The organism is Achromobacter insolitus (assembly GCF_002209555.1).
Classification (GTDB): domain Bacteria; phylum Pseudomonadota; class Gammaproteobacteria; order Burkholderiales; family Burkholderiaceae_B; genus Achromobacter; species Achromobacter insolitus.
The window spans coordinates 746693-763062 of record NZ_NJIF01000003.1 but is presented as its reverse complement, the minus strand read 5'-3'; the positions used below and the strand labels follow the sequence as shown (position 1 = coordinate 763062).

General features: G+C 66.0%; 18 protein-coding genes. 15 read left to right on the top strand and 3 right to left on the bottom strand.

Annotated elements, in window-relative coordinates; all coding sequences use genetic code 11:
• Positions 1-14 precede the first annotated feature (14 nt).
• Together CEY08_RS13700 and CEY08_RS13695 are read left to right on the top strand one after the other, a co-directional pair.
• Positions 15-941, top strand: a complete 927-nt coding sequence (locus tag CEY08_RS13700; RefSeq protein WP_042796984.1) for an SPFH domain-containing protein — start codon at positions 15-17, stop codon at positions 939-941.
• Between the two features lie 25 nt (positions 942-966).
• Positions 967-2154 (top strand): GGDEF domain-containing protein, encoded by a 1188-nt coding sequence (locus CEY08_RS13695; RefSeq protein ID WP_042793333.1) that lies wholly within the window; start codon positions 967-969, stop codon positions 2152-2154.
• Position 2155: 1 nt separating this feature from the next.
• Here CEY08_RS13695 and smpB read toward each other — a convergent pair whose 3' ends face one another.
• A complete protein-coding gene (gene smpB / locus CEY08_RS13690) occupies positions 2156-2629 on the bottom strand; it encodes an SsrA-binding protein SmpB (protein WP_042793334.1) in 474 nt (157 codons plus the stop codon).
• Positions 2630-2757: 128 nt separating this feature from the next.
• On the opposite strand from smpB, the gene CEY08_RS13685 reads away from it, so the two are divergent.
• From CEY08_RS13685 to CEY08_RS13655, 7 genes are all read left to right on the top strand, one after another.
• Positions 2758-3192 carry a type II toxin-antitoxin system RatA family toxin gene (locus CEY08_RS13685; RefSeq protein ID WP_042793335.1) on the top strand — a complete coding sequence of 145 codons (435 nt, stop codon included), beginning with the start codon at positions 2758-2760 and terminating at the stop codon, positions 3190-3192.
• Complete coding sequence (locus CEY08_RS13680) at positions 3182-3529, top strand: RnfH family protein (RefSeq protein WP_063640825.1); 348 nt, start codon at positions 3182-3184, stop codon at positions 3527-3529. Before CEY08_RS13685 ends, CEY08_RS13680 begins: the two co-directional genes overlap by 11 nt.
• A gap of 193 nt (positions 3530-3722) precedes the next feature.
• The gene (locus CEY08_RS13675) at positions 3723-4877 is read left to right on the top strand and encodes an acyl-CoA dehydrogenase family protein (RefSeq protein ID WP_076813103.1); all 1155 of its coding nucleotides are present in this window, start codon (positions 3723-3725) and stop codon (positions 4875-4877) included.
• On the top strand, positions 4874-6049 hold the full coding sequence (locus tag CEY08_RS13670) for an enoyl-CoA hydratase/isomerase family protein (protein WP_063640823.1): 1176 nt from the start codon (positions 4874-4876) through the stop codon (positions 6047-6049). Before CEY08_RS13675 ends, CEY08_RS13670 begins: the two co-directional genes overlap by 4 nt.
• 95 nt (positions 6050-6144) lie before the next feature.
• Positions 6145-7035, top strand: a complete 891-nt coding sequence (mmsB, locus tag CEY08_RS13665) for a 3-hydroxyisobutyrate dehydrogenase (RefSeq protein ID WP_042793338.1) — start codon at positions 6145-6147, stop codon at positions 7033-7035.
• Between the two features lies 1 nt (position 7036).
• The gene (locus tag CEY08_RS13660; protein WP_042793339.1) at positions 7037-7474 is read left to right on the top strand and encodes a PaaI family thioesterase; all 438 of its coding nucleotides are present in this window, start codon (positions 7037-7039) and stop codon (positions 7472-7474) included.
• Between the two features lie 77 nt (positions 7475-7551).
• Complete coding sequence (locus CEY08_RS13655; protein WP_063640822.1) at positions 7552-8241, top strand: VIT1/CCC1 transporter family protein; 690 nt, start codon at positions 7552-7554, stop codon at positions 8239-8241.
• A 74-nt stretch (positions 8242-8315) separates the two neighbouring features.
• Here the strand turns inward: CEY08_RS13655 and ygfZ are convergent, their stop codons facing one another.
• Positions 8316-9317 carry a CAF17-like 4Fe-4S cluster assembly/insertion protein YgfZ gene (ygfZ, locus tag CEY08_RS13650; protein ID WP_076813105.1) on the bottom strand — a complete coding sequence of 334 codons (1002 nt, stop codon included), beginning with the start codon at positions 9315-9317 and terminating at the stop codon, positions 8316-8318.
• 152 nt (positions 9318-9469) lie between these two features.
• On the opposite strand from ygfZ, the gene mltG reads away from it, so the two are divergent.
• The 5 genes from mltG to CEY08_RS13625 all read left to right on the top strand — a co-directional run bounded on the left by mltG (position 9470) and on the right by CEY08_RS13625 (position 14099).
• Positions 9470-10627: an endolytic transglycosylase MltG gene (gene mltG, locus CEY08_RS13645; protein ID WP_076813108.1), complete on the top strand. Its 1158-nt coding sequence runs from the start codon at positions 9470-9472 to the stop codon at positions 10625-10627.
• The gene (tmk, locus tag CEY08_RS13640) at positions 10624-11247 is read left to right on the top strand and encodes a dTMP kinase (RefSeq protein ID WP_042793340.1); all 624 of its coding nucleotides are present in this window, start codon (positions 10624-10626) and stop codon (positions 11245-11247) included. The genes mltG and tmk overlap by 4 nt, the downstream gene beginning before the upstream one ends.
• The gene (gene holB, locus CEY08_RS13635) at positions 11244-12335 is read left to right on the top strand and encodes a DNA polymerase III subunit delta' (RefSeq protein WP_076813111.1); all 1092 of its coding nucleotides are present in this window, start codon (positions 11244-11246) and stop codon (positions 12333-12335) included. The genes tmk and holB overlap by 4 nt, the downstream gene beginning before the upstream one ends.
• A 67-nt stretch (positions 12336-12402) precedes the next feature.
• Positions 12403-13173, top strand: a complete 771-nt coding sequence (locus CEY08_RS13630) for a TatD family hydrolase (RefSeq protein WP_042793341.1) — start codon at positions 12403-12405, stop codon at positions 13171-13173.
• Positions 13174-13211: 38 nt separating this feature from the next.
• Complete coding sequence (locus CEY08_RS13625; RefSeq protein WP_076813113.1) at positions 13212-14099, top strand: ankyrin repeat domain-containing protein; 888 nt, start codon at positions 13212-13214, stop codon at positions 14097-14099.
• A gap of 43 nt (positions 14100-14142) precedes the next feature.
• Here CEY08_RS13625 and CEY08_RS13620 read toward each other — a convergent pair whose 3' ends face one another.
• Complete coding sequence (locus CEY08_RS13620) at positions 14143-14841, bottom strand: GntR family transcriptional regulator (RefSeq protein ID WP_063640817.1); 699 nt, start codon at positions 14839-14841, stop codon at positions 14143-14145.
• A 166-nt stretch (positions 14842-15007) separates the two neighbouring features.
• Here CEY08_RS13620 and gabT point away from each other — a divergent pair, with 166 nt between their 5' ends.
• On the top strand, positions 15008-16366 hold the full coding sequence (gene gabT / locus CEY08_RS13615) for a 4-aminobutyrate--2-oxoglutarate transaminase (RefSeq protein WP_063961806.1): 1359 nt from the start codon (positions 15008-15010) through the stop codon (positions 16364-16366).
• Positions 16367-16370: the final 4 nt, after the last annotated feature.

The following is a 16370-nucleotide window of genomic DNA, read 5'->3' as shown; positions in this document are numbered from 1 at the left end:
GGCTCCGAATCATGATGATCGACACATCCACCATCGTCCTGCTCGTCATCGTCGCACTGGCGATCCTGATAGTCATCAAGGCGATCGCCATCGTGCCGCAGCAGCACGCCTGGGTGGTCGAGCGCCTGGGCAAGTTCGACCGCGTCCTGTCGCCCGGCGCGGGCTTCGTCATTCCGTTCATCGAGCGCGTGTCGTACAAACACTCGCTCAAGGAAATTCCGCTGGACGTGCCCAGCCAGGTCTGCATCACGCGTGACAACACGCAGCTGCAGGTCGATGGCGTGCTGTATTTCCAGGTGACCGATCCCATGCGCGCGTCGTATGGCTCGTCGAACTATATTTCGGCCATCACGCAACTGGCGCAGACCACGCTGCGCTCGGTCATCGGCAAGATGGAACTGGACCGTACCTTCGAAGAGCGGGACTCCATCAACAGCAACATCGTGTCTTCGCTGGACGAGGCGGCGCTGAACTGGGGGGTGAAGGTCCTGCGCTACGAGATCAAGGATCTGACGCCGCCCAACGAAATCCTGCGCGCGATGCAGGCGCAGATCACCGCCGAACGTGAGAAGCGCGCCCTGATTGCGGCCTCCGAAGGTCGTCGCCAGGAACAGATCAATATCGCTACCGGCGAACGCGAAGCGGCGATCGCCCGTTCGGAAGGCGAGAAGCAGGCGCAGATCAACCAGGCGCAGGGCGAGGCCGCGGCTGTGCTGGCCATCGCCGAGGCCACGGCCAAGGCTATCACCCAGGTGGCCGATGCCGTGCGTCAGCCGGGCGGCATGGAGGCCGTGAACCTGAAGGTGGCGGAGCGCTACGTCGAGGCTTTCGGCAACGTCGCCAAGGAAGGCAATACACTGATCCTGCCGGCAAACCTGTCGGACGTGGGCGGCATGATTGCCTCCGCCATGACCATTGTGAAGTCCACCCGCAACAGTTGATAACCGCGCCCGGCGGCGCCAGACGATGATCGCTCCCGTTAACTTGCTTTTGATAGCAGCATTGGCGGGATTGCTTGCGCTGTGCGTGCTCGGGTCGCTCGCCCGCAGCGGCATGGCGGGCATCAAAGAGGCGATACGCGCCAATCTCCTGACGCTGACGGCCTTCGGGCTTTACGCGTTTCAGGTGACCGATGCGCCGTTATGGGTGTCGGTGATCGCGGCCAATGCCGCGGTCGCGCTGGCGCTGTGCGCGTATTACACGGGTTTGCGCCGCCTGGTGGGCCTGCCCGTGCCCAGGCGCCTGATGACGCTGGCCTCCGGAGCGGCGTTACTGGCGCTGGCATTCCATACCTATATCGAACCCCAGGTCGGGCCGCGCCTGGTGGTCATGTCGTGGCTGATGTTCGGCTTCATGGTGGCGATAGCCATCACGGTGAAGCGGGGCATGCCGCTGAACCGGTCGCGCTACAGCTACCATTTCGTGCGCGTGGTTGCCCTGGTGTCCGCCGTGGTGTGCGGGATGCGCGCCGTCGTCTACATGTTCGACATCGCGACGCCGCAGGCTTTGCTGCTGCCCACGGCGTGGAACATCGCGTTCATGACGCTGGGCGTGCTGACGATGCCGTGCCTGACCCTGGGCACCATCATGATCATCCACGATCGGATGCTGGCCGACCGCGAACAAGAAGCCAGCACGGATTTCCTGACAGGCCTGATGTCGCGCAAGGCATGGTGGCTGCAGGCGGAGCGCTATTGCGCCCAGGCCTTGCGCACGCGGCGGCCGCTGACGCTGCTGTTGCTGGATATCGACCATTTCAAGCGCATCAACGATACCCACGGCCATGCGGCCGGCGATGCGGTGCTGCGCCACTTCGGTTTGCTGGCCACCGCCACGCTGCGCACGGGCGATCACGTCGGGCGGGTGGGAGGCGAGGAGTTCGCGGTGCTGTTCCCGGACATGCGCAGCGACGCGGTCCTGGATGTGGCCGGCAGGCTGCTTGATTCGGTGCGGCGCACGCCCTGCGCGCATGGCGGCAGCACCATTTCCTATACGTTCAGCGCCGGCGTGGCGGACTGGATGCCCGGGGAAAGCCTGCAGGCTTTTTTCGAGCGGGCCGACCGCAAGCTGTATGCCTCCAAGACGGCGGGGCGCAACCGCATCACGGGCCCAGGGCAGGAGGCGGAACGCCAGTCGCTGCCCGAGGCCGCCTGAATCAGTCGTCCTTGCCGCGGCGCGGGGCGCGGGTGTCGTGCTTCATGATGCGTTCTTTCTCGCGCTGCCAGTCTTTTTCACGCGCGGTGTCGCGCTTGTCGAAGAGCTTCTTGCCGCGGCCCAGCGCGAAGTCCAGCTTGATACGCCCGTTCTTGTAATGCAGGTTGAGCGGCACCAGCGTGTACCCGCGCTGCTCGACCTTGCCGATGAGCTTGCTGATTTCCTCGGCCTTGAGCAGCAGCTTGCGCGTGCGCATGGCATCGGGATGGATATGCGTGGAGGCCGTGGGCAGGGGGCTGACGTGCATGCCCAAAAGGTAGAGCTCGCCGTCGCGCACGATGACGTAGCTTTCCTTGAGCTGCACGCGGCCATCGCGGATCGCCTTGACTTCCCAGCCTTGCAGCACCAGGCCGGCCTCGTAGCGGTCTTCGATGAAATAGTCGTGCGTGGCCTTGCGATTGTCGATAATGCTCATAAAGCCTTTGTGCCTGAGTGCCTGCTTCGGGTGCCTGGCTGAGTGCCGTGGCCTTGGCATGGCCGTTTTTGGCCCCAGGTCGTGTTGTGCCGGTAAAATCGTGCCATTCTAGCCATTTGCGATAGTCGATGCACAAAGTACAACGATCCGTCCTGGTGCCATACAGCGCCGCCCAGATGTTCGATCTGGTCGCCGACGTGGAGAAGTACCCCGAGTTCATGCCGTGGTGCGGCGGCGCCGAGGTGCAGACTCGCGATGAGCACGGCATGCAGGCCTCCATCCTTATCAGCTTCGCGGGCATGAAGCAGCGCTTCACTACCCGCAATACCCATGCCTATCCCGACCGGATCGATCTGGAACTGGTCGACGGGCCGTTTTCCAGCCTGGTCGGTCACTGGGAATTCCAGCCGCTGGCCGAGGATGCCTGCAAGGTCCTGTTCACCATGGAATACGCGTTTTCCAACCGGGCGCTGGAAATGGTGGTGGGGCCGGTGTTCAACCGTATCGCCACCAGCTTCATTGATTCCTTCACCAAGCGCGCGCAGGCCAAGTATGGTGAATGAGCCGCCCGCAGCGCCGCAGATCGGCGTCAGCGTCTGTTATGCCTTGCCTGGCCACGTCTGGCTGCGCGAACTGCGCCTGCCGGACGGCGCCACCGTTGCCGACGCATTGGCAGCCAGCGGTTTCGCCGAGGCATTTCCCGTGGTGCAGCCCTGGAGCAGGGGTGTGGGTATTTTCGGCCGGGTTACCGAGCCGCAGGCCAGATTGGCGGACGGGGATCGGGTAGAGATCTATCGTGGCCTGAGTTTCGATCCCAAGGAATCCCGGCGTCGACGCGCCGAGCACCGGCGAGCCAAGACGGCGAAGAACGGCAGGGTCCGTCCGGCCGGGTTGCTGTAGGAATCATTCCGCGAGCGGCGAGCCGCCCCGCACAATGTCGCGAACAAGACAAATTTTGCCGGCGCTTCCGGCGTAACATAAGCATCGTCACGCATTTACGTTTACGTCAACGTCATGTCAAAATCGACGGGCTGGCGTTCACGAGACGGCAGCAACGCCAACAGACAATACTCAGTACAACAGGAGACAGGCTGTGGACTTGGAACTGACCGACGAGCAACGCGCGTTTGCGCAGGCGGCGCGAGACTACGCTGAAGGTGAACTGGCGCCCAACGCCGCGCGCTGGGATGCCGAAGGCATTTTTCCGCGCGAGGCCTTCGCCCGGGCGGGCGAAATGGGCTTTTGCGCCATCTATGCCAGCGAGGACATCGGCGGCCTCGGCCTGCCGCGCCTGGACGCCACCCTGGTGTTCGAGGAGATGGCGGCGGTGGACCCTTCGACCACTGCCTTCCTGACCATACACAACATGGCAACCTGGATGGTCGGTAACTGGGGACAGCCTGCGTTGCGCGAGGCTTGGGGACCGTTGCTAGCCAGCGGCCAGAAACTGGCGTCCTACTGCCTGACCGAGCCGGGCGCGGGTTCGGATGCCGCGTCGTTGTCGACCCGGGCGCAGCGCCAGGGCGACAATTACATCATCAACGGCGCCAAGGCGTTCATTTCGGGCGGTGGCGACACGGACCTGCTGGTGGTCATGGCGCGCACGGGCGGCGAAGGCGCGGGCGGCATCAGCGCATTCGCGATTCCGGCTGACAGCGAGGGCATCGGCTACGGTCGCAAAGAAGAGAAGATGGGATGGAACAGCCAGTCCACACGCCCCATCACCTTCGAGAACGTGCGCGTGCCGGCGGCCAATATGCTGGGCCAGGAAGGCGAGGGCTTCAAGATCGCCATGAAGGGCCTGGACGGCGGGCGTATCAATATCGGCACGTGCTCGGTTGGCGCGGCGCAGGGCGCGCTGGACGCCGCCCGGCGGTACATGGATGAACGCCGCCAGTTCAACCGCCGGTTGGCGGAATTCCAGGCCCTGCAATTCAAGCTGGCCGACATGGCCACGCACCTGGTGGCGGCCCGCCAGATGGTGCGCCTGGCGGCCTGCAAACTGGATGCCGGGGCACCCGATGCGGCGACCTACTGCGCCATGGCCAAGCGCTTCGCGACTGACATGGGTTTCCAGATCTGCCTGGACGCCCAGCAAATCCACGGCGGCTACGGATACCTGAGAGACTATCCCTTGGAGCGTCTGGTGCGCGATACTCGCGTTCATCAGATTCTGGAGGGAACCAACGAGATCATGCGCGTGATCATCGCCCGCCAATTGTTGGAAAAAGGAGCCGACATAAGATGAACGCACCGGTGCTGTTCGAAGAGAAGACCGCTGCCAATGGAGTACGGTTCGGGATTGCGACGCTGAATTCGCCGCAAACCCTGAACGGCCTGTCACTGGAGATGGTGGACCTGCTGGCCGAGCGGCTGGATGCCTGGGCACGCGACCCGGGCGTGGCCCTGGTGGTCATGCAAGGCGCGGGCGAAAAGGCTTTCTGCGCGGGCGGAGACCTGCACGGGCTGTACCGCAGCATGACGGAGAATGCCGGCAAGCCGGGCTGGAACAACGCCTATGCGCGCCGTTTCTTCGAGCACGAATACCGGCTGGACTACCGGATCCACACCTATCCCAAGCCGGTGCTGTGCTGGGGCCATGGCATTGTCATGGGCGGCGGCATCGGCCTGATGATGGGCGCCAGCCACCGCGTCGTCAGCGAAAGTTCCCGCCTGGCGATGCCGGAGATCACGATAGGCCTGTTTCCGGACGTGGGCGGCAGCTGGCTGCTGAACCGCATGCCTGGCAGGATCGGCTTGTTCCTGGCGCTGACGGGCGCACAACTGGGGACGTCCGACGCTTTCTATGCTGGCCTGGCGGACTTCCGCCTGGATCATGCGGATTGGCCCAAGCTGCTGGCCTCGCTCGAGGAACAGCCCTGGGCCGGTCAGGCGGCGGGGGGCGCGGAAGACGCCATCGCGCCACGCTCGATCAACGACGGCCTGCTGCGACGCGCGTTGACCGCACTGGAGCCCCAGACGCCATTGGCGCCGGGCAATCTGCGCCAGCATGCGTTCCTGATCAACAATCTGTGCAATGGCAACCGCCTGGACGAGATCTACGAAGATCTGGCGAGGCTGAAAGATCACGAAGACCCGTGGCTGGCACGGGCCGCGACGACGATGTTGGCCGGCTCGCCGGGATCCGCGCGGCTATCGTTCGCGCTGCAGCAGCGCTTGCGCCTGCGTTCGCTGGACGATGTGTTCCGCGCCGAGTACATCGCAGCGCTGGCGTGCACCAGCCATGGCGATTTCGCCGAAGGCATCCGTGCCTTGCTGATCGACAAGGACAAGAAGCCGCGCTGGAATCCGGCCGTCATCGACATGGCGACCGACGCCTGGGTGCAGAAATTCTTTGATGAGCCCTGGCCGGAGGGCGAGCCCCATCCGCTGGAGGACCTGGGCAAGGAAGGACGCTAGGACCTTGGGGCGGCGCAGCCGCCTCGGCCGGCCGGCGCCGCAATGCAGGGCACGAGTTCCACACCTATAGCAATAGCAACAGGAGACAAGACATCATGAGCAGTATCGCGTTTATCGGTTTGGGCAATATGGGCGCGCCCATGGCATTGAACCTGGTCAAGGCCGGCCATAGTCTGACGGTCTTTGACCTGGTGCCGGCGGCGGTGAAGAGCTTGACGGACGCGGGCGCCAAGGCGGCCGCTTCCGCATCGGACGCCGTCAAGGGCGCGGAAGTGGTCATTTCGATGCTGCCGGCCAGCAAGCACGTCGAAGGGCTATACCTGGGCGAGGACCTGCTGGGCAAGATTCCCTCGAGCGCGCTGGTCATCGAGTGCAGCACCATCGCGCCGGATTCGGCGCGCAAGGTGGCGCAGGCCGCCGAGGTGCGCGGCATTGCCATGATCGACGCCCCGGTTTCCGGCGGCACCGGCGGCGCGGCGGCGGGCACGCTGACCTTCATCGTCGGCGGCCAGGGCGCGGCGCTGGAGCGCGCCCGTCCCGTCCTGGAGAAGATGGGCAAGAACATCTTCCACGCCGGTCCGGCAGGCGCGGGCCAGGTGGCCAAGATCTGCAACAACATGCTGTTGGGCATCCTGATGGCGGGCACTTCCGAGGCCCTGGCGCTGGGCGTGGCCAACGGACTGGACCCGAAAGTCCTGTCGGACATCATCGCCAAGAGTTCCGGCCGCAACTGGGCGACGGAACTCTACAACCCCTGGCCCGGCGTGATGGAGCACGCTCCTGCCTCCAAGGGTTACGCGGGCGGGTTTGGCGTGGACCTGATGCTGAAGGACCTGGGGCTGGCAGCCGAGGCCGCCTTGTCGGCGCGGGCATCCATTCCGCTGGGCGAGCTGGCGCGCAACCTGTATTCGCTGCATAGCGCCGGCGGGTCGGGCAAGCTGGACTTCTCCAGCATCGTCAACCTGGTCAAGCGCGAGCAGGACTGACATGGCGCAATCGCAAGCATCGCCGGACCCGGCCGCGCGGGTCCAGGCGAGTTTCGCCCAGCAAAGCATCATGACTTTGCTGGGCGCGGGGTTGGACGTCGTGGAGCCGGGAAGGGTGGACATCGTGCTGCCCTACCGCGCCGACCTCTGTCAGCAGAACGGTTTTCTGCACGCGGGCATTTCCACCACCATTGCCGACAGCGCCGGAGGCTATGCAGCCTATACCTTGTTCGCCCCGGGCGAGGACGTGCTGACTTCCGAGTTCAAAATGAACTTCCTGGCGCCCGCCAAGGGTAGCCGCTTTGTCGCCAGCGGCCGCGTGGTCAAGCCTGGCAAACGCCTGTCGGTCTGCCAGGTGGAGGTGCATGCCTACGATGGTGAGCAGGCCACGCTTTGCGTGATAGGCTTGCTTACCGCGGTGCGCGTGACGCCGCGTTGAATCCTGCGCGCGGCGGTGTCGCGGCCTGATGGGCGGATCCGCTGCGCGCTTATCGCGTGGTGCACGGGTATCTGGCAATGCCTTCAAAAGAACATCATCGGATTTTCCGCAGCAATTGGCTGCGAGCCGCCGTGCTGGGCGCAAACGACGGCATCGTGTCCACGGCCAGCCTGATTACCGGCGTGGCGGCGGCACAGGCCACTCATGGGGCTATCCTGACCTCCGGCATGGCCGGATTGGTGGCTGGGGCGCTCTCGATGGCGGCGGGCGAGTATGTGTCGGTGCGGTCGCAGGCCGACACCGAGGCCGCGGACCTGCGCATGGAGCAGCGCTCCCTCAAGCGCAATTCCGGCGAAGAACTGGCCGAACTTATCGATATCTACGTGGAGCGCGGCCTCACGCGCGACCTGGCGACGCAGGTGGCGCGCCAGTTGACCAGCCACAACGCATTGGATGCGCACGCGCGCGACGAACTGGGCATATCCATCCATAACCGCGCCCGTCCGGTGCAGGCAGCCGTGGCGTCCGCCGCTTCGTTCGCCGGCGGCGCGGCACTGCCGCTGGCCGTGGCGGCGGCGGCACCCTTGCCGCAATTGATCGTCTGGGTCATTGGAGCTTCGGTAGCCTGCCTGGCCGCCCTGGGCGCCCTGGCCGCGGGAGCGGGCGGCGCGCCCAAGGGACCGGCCGCGCTGCGGGTGACGATCCTGGGCGGCCTGGCGATGGCGGTCACGGCGGGCGTGGGCGCGCTGTTCGGCGTGGCGGTATAGCGCCACGCCCGCTTCGGACAGGGCTGGCTGCGCAGGCTTGGGAGCGGGCCCGCGCGCGATGGCGGGCCGCGGGTTTACGGCGTAATGGAATAGGGCAGCGGGGCCGCCGAAATGCGCGGACCGTCCGCGGCGCCCAGGCGCAGGTCGCCTTCAGGCAGGGCCGCGAGCGTGGTTTCGAACAGGACCGATACCACGCCTTGTTCGCCTGCGGCGTCCACCACACGGCCGGTGGGCTCACCAGGCTGGGTGGCGTCGTAGACGTCCACCCCGGCCAGTGCTGGAGCCTGGATGGCGGCGTCGGTAATGGTGCCGAAGGCCATGCGCCGCTTGACGGTGCCCCGGTAGTGGCTGCGCGCCACGACTTCCTGGCCCGGATAACAGCCCTTGGTGAAGCTGACGCCCTGGATCAGGTCCAGGTTCACCGTTTGCGGGATGAATACGTCTTGCGTCGCCGCCGTGATCCACGGTATGCCCGCGGCCAGGTCTGCGGCATGCCATTGCGCGGCGGGCGCCAGTCCCAGCGCGCCGGCCAGCGCGGCCGCCTGGTCCAGCTGTTCGTCCGATGCGATCCACCACCAGCGCAGGCGGGCGTCGGCCGACGGCGCGGCGATCCAGGTGCCGGATGGCAGATCGGCGCGTTGCCAGGGGGCGCGTGGCAGGGGGCCGGCTGCGGCTTCCAACGTAGCGGCTTCGGAGGCCGACGCCGACACGCCGGCCACGTGCAGCGGCGTGGCGGCAAGCTTGGCCTTGGCGCGCAGCACGAACATCGACAGGCGCTTGAGCAGCGCCTGCGCCAGGTCCTGGCGCACCATGCCGTAGAGCTGGGGCGCGTCGTCCGAGCCGTTCGCGGCGCCGCGCCACATCACCAGGGTAGCCAGCAGGCGACCCTTGGCCGTGCAGTAGCCGGCCAGGCGGGCGGCGTCCTGGGGCAGGCCGGTGACGTCCTGCGTGAGCTGGCCGTGCAGAAAGGTGAGGGCGTCCGCGCCAGACGCGGCGAAAACCAGGAAATCGTCCAGCGGCGCAATTTGTGCGCAACCTTCTGCGCGGGCGGGAATCGAAGAATGGAAAGCGTGCATGGAGGCGGAGTTATCGCGTCATCAAAGTGCTGATGATAGCCGTGTTCCCCTCCGGGCTGGGCCATGCCCCCGCCACGCGCATGGATGCGCATCGCGCTCCGCCCCTCTTTTGACGCGACAGGTCCGCGCGATCAATTAAACTTCCGACACTTATGAAGAAGCGACTCTTTTTTTACGTCCTGTGGTTTTTCCTGCTGATTGCGCTGGCCGCCGCCGCTGCCGTGGGAGGCGCCTGGTATTGGATGCACAAGCCCATGCAGCTGAAGGCCGACAGGATCGATTTCGTGGTGGATCCGGGCAGCAGCCCGCGCACGGTCGCGCGGGTGCTGAATGAGGCCGGCGTGCCGGTTTGGGAGCCCGGTTTCGTCTGGATGGCGCGCCTGTCCGAACTCGACAAGCAGATAAAGGCGGGCGGCTACCAGGCGATCAACGGCGATACGCCGTGGCGTCTGCTCGAACGTCTGGCGCGCGGCGACATGACGCAGCGGCAGATCACTTTCCTGGAAGGCTGGACCTACCGTCAGATCCGCCAGGCGCTGCGCGCCAATCCGGACGTCAAGCAGACGCTGGGCGAAACCAGCGACGAAGAATTGATGGAACGCCTGGGGTCGGATATCAAGCAGCCGGAAGGCCTGTTCTTCCCGGATACCTACATTTTCACGCCGGGCAGCACCGACTACGACCTGCTGCGCCGCGCCTATCAGGAAGGCCAGCGCATTCTGCAGGACACCTGGGCCAAGCGTCAGCCGGATCTGCCCGTGACCACGCCCTACGAAGCCCTGGTGCTGGCGTCCATCATCGAAAAGGAAACCGGCCACGGGCCGGACCGCCGCCGCGTCGCGGGCGTGTTTACCAACCGGCTCAAGATCGGCATGCTGCTGCAGACCGACCCGACGGTGATCTACGGCATGGGCGACGCCTACCAGGGGCGGATCCGCAAGCGCGATCTGCAAACGGATACGCCCTGGAATACCTACACGCGTCCGGGCCTGCCGCCCACGCCGATCGCGGCGCCAGGCCGTGCGGCGCTGTTGGCTGCAGTGCAGCCGGAGCAGCACAAGTTCCTCTTTTTTGTTTCCCGCGGCAACGGCACCAGCGAGTTCTCGGTCAACCTGTCCGAGCACAACCGCAACGTTTCCCGCTATATCCTGGGCCAGGGCCAGAATGCGGCGCCAAGCCCGGCGTCCAGCCGCGGCGCGGCCGCCAGCAGCCCGACCAATGGCGTTGCCGCGCCCACGCCGGCGCCTGCCGCCGGGGTGGACGCAGCGCCCGAGCCGGACCAGGCACAAGTACAAGGACAAGACCAATGACCACGCGCGGACGCTTTATCACGCTGGAGGGCGTGGACGGCGCGGGCAAGAGCACGCATACCGTCTGGATCGCCGACTTCCTGCGCGCGCAGGGCCTGGACGTAGTATCCACCCGTGAACCCGGCGGCACGCCGCTGGGCGAGAAGCTTCGCGCCTTGCTGCTAACCGACGCCATGGGGCTGGATACCGAGACCCTCTTGATGTTTGCGGCACGCTGCGAACATCTGCATCAGGTCATTGAGCCGGCATTGGCGCGGGGCGCCTGGGTGGTCTGTGACCGTTACACCGATGCCACCTATGCCTACCAGGGCGGCGGCCGCGGCCTGGGCGCGGCGCGCGTGGCCACGCTGGAAAGCTGGATGCAGGCGGGCCAGCCCGACCGCACCTGGCTTTTCGATGTGCCGCTGGAGGTGGCGCGCGCCCGGCTGGCCGATGCGCGCGAACCCGACCGCTTCGAGCGCGAGGGCGCGGCCTTCTTCGAGCGTACCCGCGAGGCCTACCATGCGCGTGCCGCGGCTGATCCGTCGCGCATCCGCATCGTCGATTCGACTCAGTCCATCGCCCAGGTCCGGGCTGGGCTCGAGGCAGGGCTACGCGAACTCCTGGGGCAGTCGGCATGAACGCGACCCGCGCTGCCAAAGACGAGGACGAGCAGCCCTCCCAAGCGCCCCAGTTCCTGCCCTGGCAGGCCGAGACGGCACGGAACTGGCTGGGCAACCGCGAGCGTTTCGCGCACGCCTGGCTGATCCACGGATTGGCTGGCATCGGCAAACTGGACTTTGCCGTCGCAGCAGCGGCCAGCCTGCTTTGCGAAACCCCCGCCAACGGGCTGGCCTGCGGCCATTGCGCCGCCTGTGCCTGGTTCGCCAGCGGCAACCATCCCGACCTGCGCCGCATCCGGCCCGAGGCCGTGGCCGTGGAGGAGGGCGCTGATGCCGCCGAGCCGGCGGAGGACGCCGAGCCCGCCACGGGGACGGCCAAGCGCGCGCCGTCCAAGGAAATACGCATCGACCAGATCCGCTCGCTGGAATCCTGGTTCAACACCGCCACGCATCGCGGCGGCTGGCGCGTGGCGCTGCTGTACCCGGCCCATGCGCTGAACGTGGTGTCGTCCAACGCCTTGCTCAAGGTGCTGGAAGAGCCGCCGCCGCACACGGTGTTCCTGCTGGTCGCGGATGCGCCGGACCGTCTTTTGCCCACTCTGGTGTCGCGCTGCCGCCGCTTGCCGCTGCCCGCGCCCGATCCGGACACCGCGCTGCAATGGCTGCGCGACCAGAATGTGGAGCCCGCCCGCGAATGGTTGGCCGCGGCGGGCGGCGCGCCCCTGGCGGCGCTGAGGCTGGCGCAATCGAGCGAGGCCGCGTGCCCCCCTTGGCTGACGCAATTGGTCGGGCCGCTGTCCAAGGGCCAGACGCCCGACGTGGGGACATTGGCCGAGGCCTTGGAAAAGGTGGCGGCCAGTGAGTGGATCGATACCTTGCAGCGTTTGTACACGGACCTGATGCTGGCCAGCGCGGGGGCGCCCGCACGCTATTTTCCGGCCCTGGCCAGCGCCGTCGCTCAGGTCGCTGCGCGCATGAACCCCGCCAAGGTGGCCGAGGCCGCGCGCTGGCTCACGCGGCAACGCGCGCTTGCCACCCATCCCCTGAACGCCAAGCTTTTCGCCCACGCGACCTTGCAGCGCGTGGTGCTATCCTGCCTGGCGTAAGCCTTAGATCCTGCGGCGCTGACCCGGCCATGGGCGCGGCGCCGCGGCACTTGTATCCAGACTCATCATGTACGTCGATTCCCACTGCCATTTGAACTTTCCCGAGCTGGCTGCCGACCTGCCGGCCATTCTCGACCGGATGGCCGCCAACCAGGTGACGCACGCGCTGGTCGTCAGCGTCAACATGCCGGAATGGCCTGGCCTTATGTCGCTGGTCGAACCGCATGCCAACCTGTGGGCCTCCGTGGGCGTGCATCCCGATTATGAAGACACCCCGGATCCCAGCCCTGAAGAGCTGGCGCGGCTGTCGGAACATCCGAAGGTGGTGGCCATAGGCGAGACCGGCTTGGACTATTACCGCCTGTCCGAGCCGCTGGATTGGCAGCGCGAGCGCTTTCGCAGCCATATTCGCGCGGCGCGCGACACGGGCCTGCCCCTGATCGTGCACACGCGCTCGTCCGCCGAGGACACCGTGCGCATGCTGCGCGAAGAACGTGCCGCCGAGGTCGGCGGCGTCATGCACTGTTTCACCGAAACCTGGGAAGTCGCCCAGGCCGCGCTGGACCAGAATTTCTATATTTCCCTGTCGGGCATCGTGACCTTCAAGAACGCGCAGATCGTGCACGAAGTTGCCGCCAAAGTGCCGCTGGACCGGCTGCTGATCGAGACCGATTCCCCCTATTTGGCGCCTGTGCCTTACCGGGGCAAGCTGAACGATCCTTCCAAGGTAATCCACGTCGCCGAGAAGATCGCGGATCTCCGAGGCATACCCGTGGCAGATGTGGCACGAGCTTCTACGGAAAATTTCTTTAATCTTTTCAATAAGATAAAGAAGTAATTTAAGCTGATTTATTTAAAGTAATTTATAGGATCGCCATGGCTTCCCGCAACGCCTCCGCCCAGAAGTTCGTCTTGTCGTGCTGCCGTGGGGCGCTGCTGGCGCTGGCCGTAGGGCTCGCCAGCCCGGCCGTCGCGCAAGCCGCCAACCCTGCCGACTGGTGGGTCTATGTCGCCAATGATTACCCGGACGACATCAAGGCGCTGCTGGCGCGCGGCGAGGACCCGAACGTGCGCTACAAGAATGGCCAGCCGGCGTTGATGCGCGCGGTGGTGGACGGCGCCTGGAAGGTGTTCGATGTGATCGCCGCGGATAAACGCACCGATGTGAATGCCGAGAATCCCGCGGGCGAGACGCCTTTGATGTACTTGGCCATTGCCGGCCAGATCGAGCGGGCCAAGAAGCTGATCGCGCGCGGCGCCCAGGTCAACCGCCTGGGCTGGACGCCGCTGCACTACGCGGCGTCGAAGGGGCAACTGGAGATGGCGCGCTTGCTGTTGGCGCACCAAGCCATGGCCAATGCGCCGGCTCCCAATGGTGAAACGCCCTTGATGATGGCGGCGCTGTCGGGCCGTAAACCCATGGTCGATCTGCTGCTGAAGGCGGGGGCGGACGTGGGCACCCGTGATACCAAGGGCCAGACCGCGGCCGATTGGGCCCGCACGGGCAAATCCACGGCGCTGGCCGGCGAATTGGACAAGCTGATCGCGCAGCAGGAAGAGTCCCGCCGCAGGCTGCGGGCCACGCGGCCCGCCGAGGAAGGCGCCGAGGCTGGAGCAGTGGCGGGGGCGGCCGCGGCGCCACAGGGCGCGTCGGCGCCAACGCCGGCTCCGGCCGGGGAGCAAAAGGCCCCGGCGGCGTCTTCCAGCGTCCAGGGCGTATCCGGCGTCAAGCTCAACAATTACGACGAACCTGCGGCGCCCTGAGGCGCGGGCGTGCCGGCGGCCGGCCCGCAAGGGGCCGGCCGGATCAGATTACATAGTTCTTGTAGCGCTCGATGTAGTCGCGGGCGCTGCCATTCAGTTCGCGCACGCAGCGTTCAGCCTCGTCGGCGTCGCCGCGGACCATTGCGTCCAGCAGGGCGCGGTATTGCTTGATTCCCATTTCTGAGCGGCCGGGCAGCAGGGCTACCCGGCGCATCGACACGCGGGTGCGGTCGTAGATGCGTTCGATCATGTCGCTCAAGACGGGATTGCGCGCCAGTTCCTTGATGTGGTTGCGGAACTGCTCGATCGTGGCGACGTGGGCTTCGATGTCGCCGCTCTTCAGGCTTTGCTCGAAAGGTTCGCCCAGCAGGGCCTGCATGGCTTCCCAATCGGCGGGCGTGGCATTGGCCATGGCCAGCCGCACCGCCAGACCGTCCAGCGCTTCGCGCACCTGATACAGGCGGTATGTCGTTTCCATGTCGACCAGGGCCACCACGGCACCCTTGTTGGGTACGCGTTCGACCAGTGCACGGTCTTCCAGCGTTGCCAGCACTTCGCGCGCCTTGGCGCGCGGGATGTCGTAGGCCTGGGCCAGGTCTTCTTCCGGCACGCGGGTGCCAGGCAGCAAGGCCTGCGAGGCAATGCGTTCCCGCATATCCAGTATGACTTCGTGGGTGGAAGCCGCTTTGCGTGTTTCGCGGGCGGCGGCGTCAGCAGAGGCAGTCGCGCGTTTATTGGGCATGTAGGCACCTGGGTTGAGTGGCGGAAAGCATATCATTTTTTTGAACGCAAAATTGTGCACAATTTAGGATGCGAGTTTGTAAATTAGCATTGACACAATAAAACGCACAAGAATATAGTGACTTCACTTCGTCGCCGTACCCCACTCATCCAAGGAGCCCAGGGCAATGAAAGACGCCGTGCAGTCCCCTCAACTTCCCGGTCCGCAGTGCCAGGCATACCTCGCCCGGCGCAACGCCGCCGTCGCCCTGGGCGTGGCCAACGGGCCTCCGGTGTTCGCGGCCAATGCCCGCGGCGCCACGCTGACCGATCTGGATGGGCATGACTATGTCGATTTCGCCGGCGGCATCGGCACCCTGAACGTGGGCCATGCGCACCCCGAGGTGGTGGCGGCGGTTCAGGCGCAGGCGGCGCGCTACCTGCACACCTGCTTCAACATCGTCATGTATCCCGAATACATCGAATTGGCCGAGGCGCTGGTTGAGCTCGTGCCTGGGTCCTGGCCGAAGAAAGCCATGCTGCAGACCACGGGAGCCGAAGCCGTGGAAAACGCGATCAAGGTGGCGCGCCGCGCGACCGGCAGGCAGGCGGTGGTGGCGTTCGAAAACGCCTTTCACGGCCGCACCTACATGGCGCTGTCCCTGACGGCCAAGGCGCCCGCGTACAAGACCGGTTTCGGGCCTTTCGCGTCCGAGGTCTACCGCGCGCCGTTTCCCGTGCGTTACCGGTCGGGGCTCAGCGAAGCCGATTGCGCCGAAGCCGCTTTCAATGAATTCCGCCGCCTGGTTGAAACCGAGATCACCCCGGAACAGGTGGCCGCGGTGATCATCGAGCCGGTGCAGGGCGAGGGCGGTTTCCATGACGCGCCGCCCGCCTTCCTGCGGGCGCTGCGGGCCTACTGCACCCGCCACGGCATCGTGCTGATCGCCGACGAGATCCAGTCGGGCTTTTGCCGCACCGGGGAATGGTTCGCCACGCAGCACGCCGGTATCGAGGCGGACCTGTACACCCTGGCCAAGTCGCTGGGCGGCGGCCTGCCGATAGCAGCGCTGGTGGGGAGGGCCGATCTGATGGACGCGCCTGCCGTGGGTGGCCTGGGCGGAACCTATGGCGGCAATCCGCTGGCTTGCGCCGCCGCGCTTGCCACCATCGGGGTTATGCGGCGCGAGGACTACGCGGCGCGGGCCCGAGACGTGGGCGGACGGGTGCGCGCGCGCTTTGATGATTGGGCCGGCCGGTTCGGCATCGTTGGCGATGTGCGCGGCCTGGGCGCCATGGTGGCGTTCGAGGTGGTCCGCGGCAATGGCGACGCCAGTCCCGCGGGCGATCTGGCGGCGCATATCGTGCAGGTCGCCTATCAGGGCGGACTGGTACTGGTGAAGGCGGGCTTTTACGGCAATGTGATCCGTTTCCTGGCGCCGCTTTCCATTACGGACGGGGAGTTGGCACGTGGCCTGGACATCCTCGAACGCGCGGTGGCGGATGCCCAGCGCGTCGCCGACGCCCGGGCCACGCAAGCAGCCTGAGGAG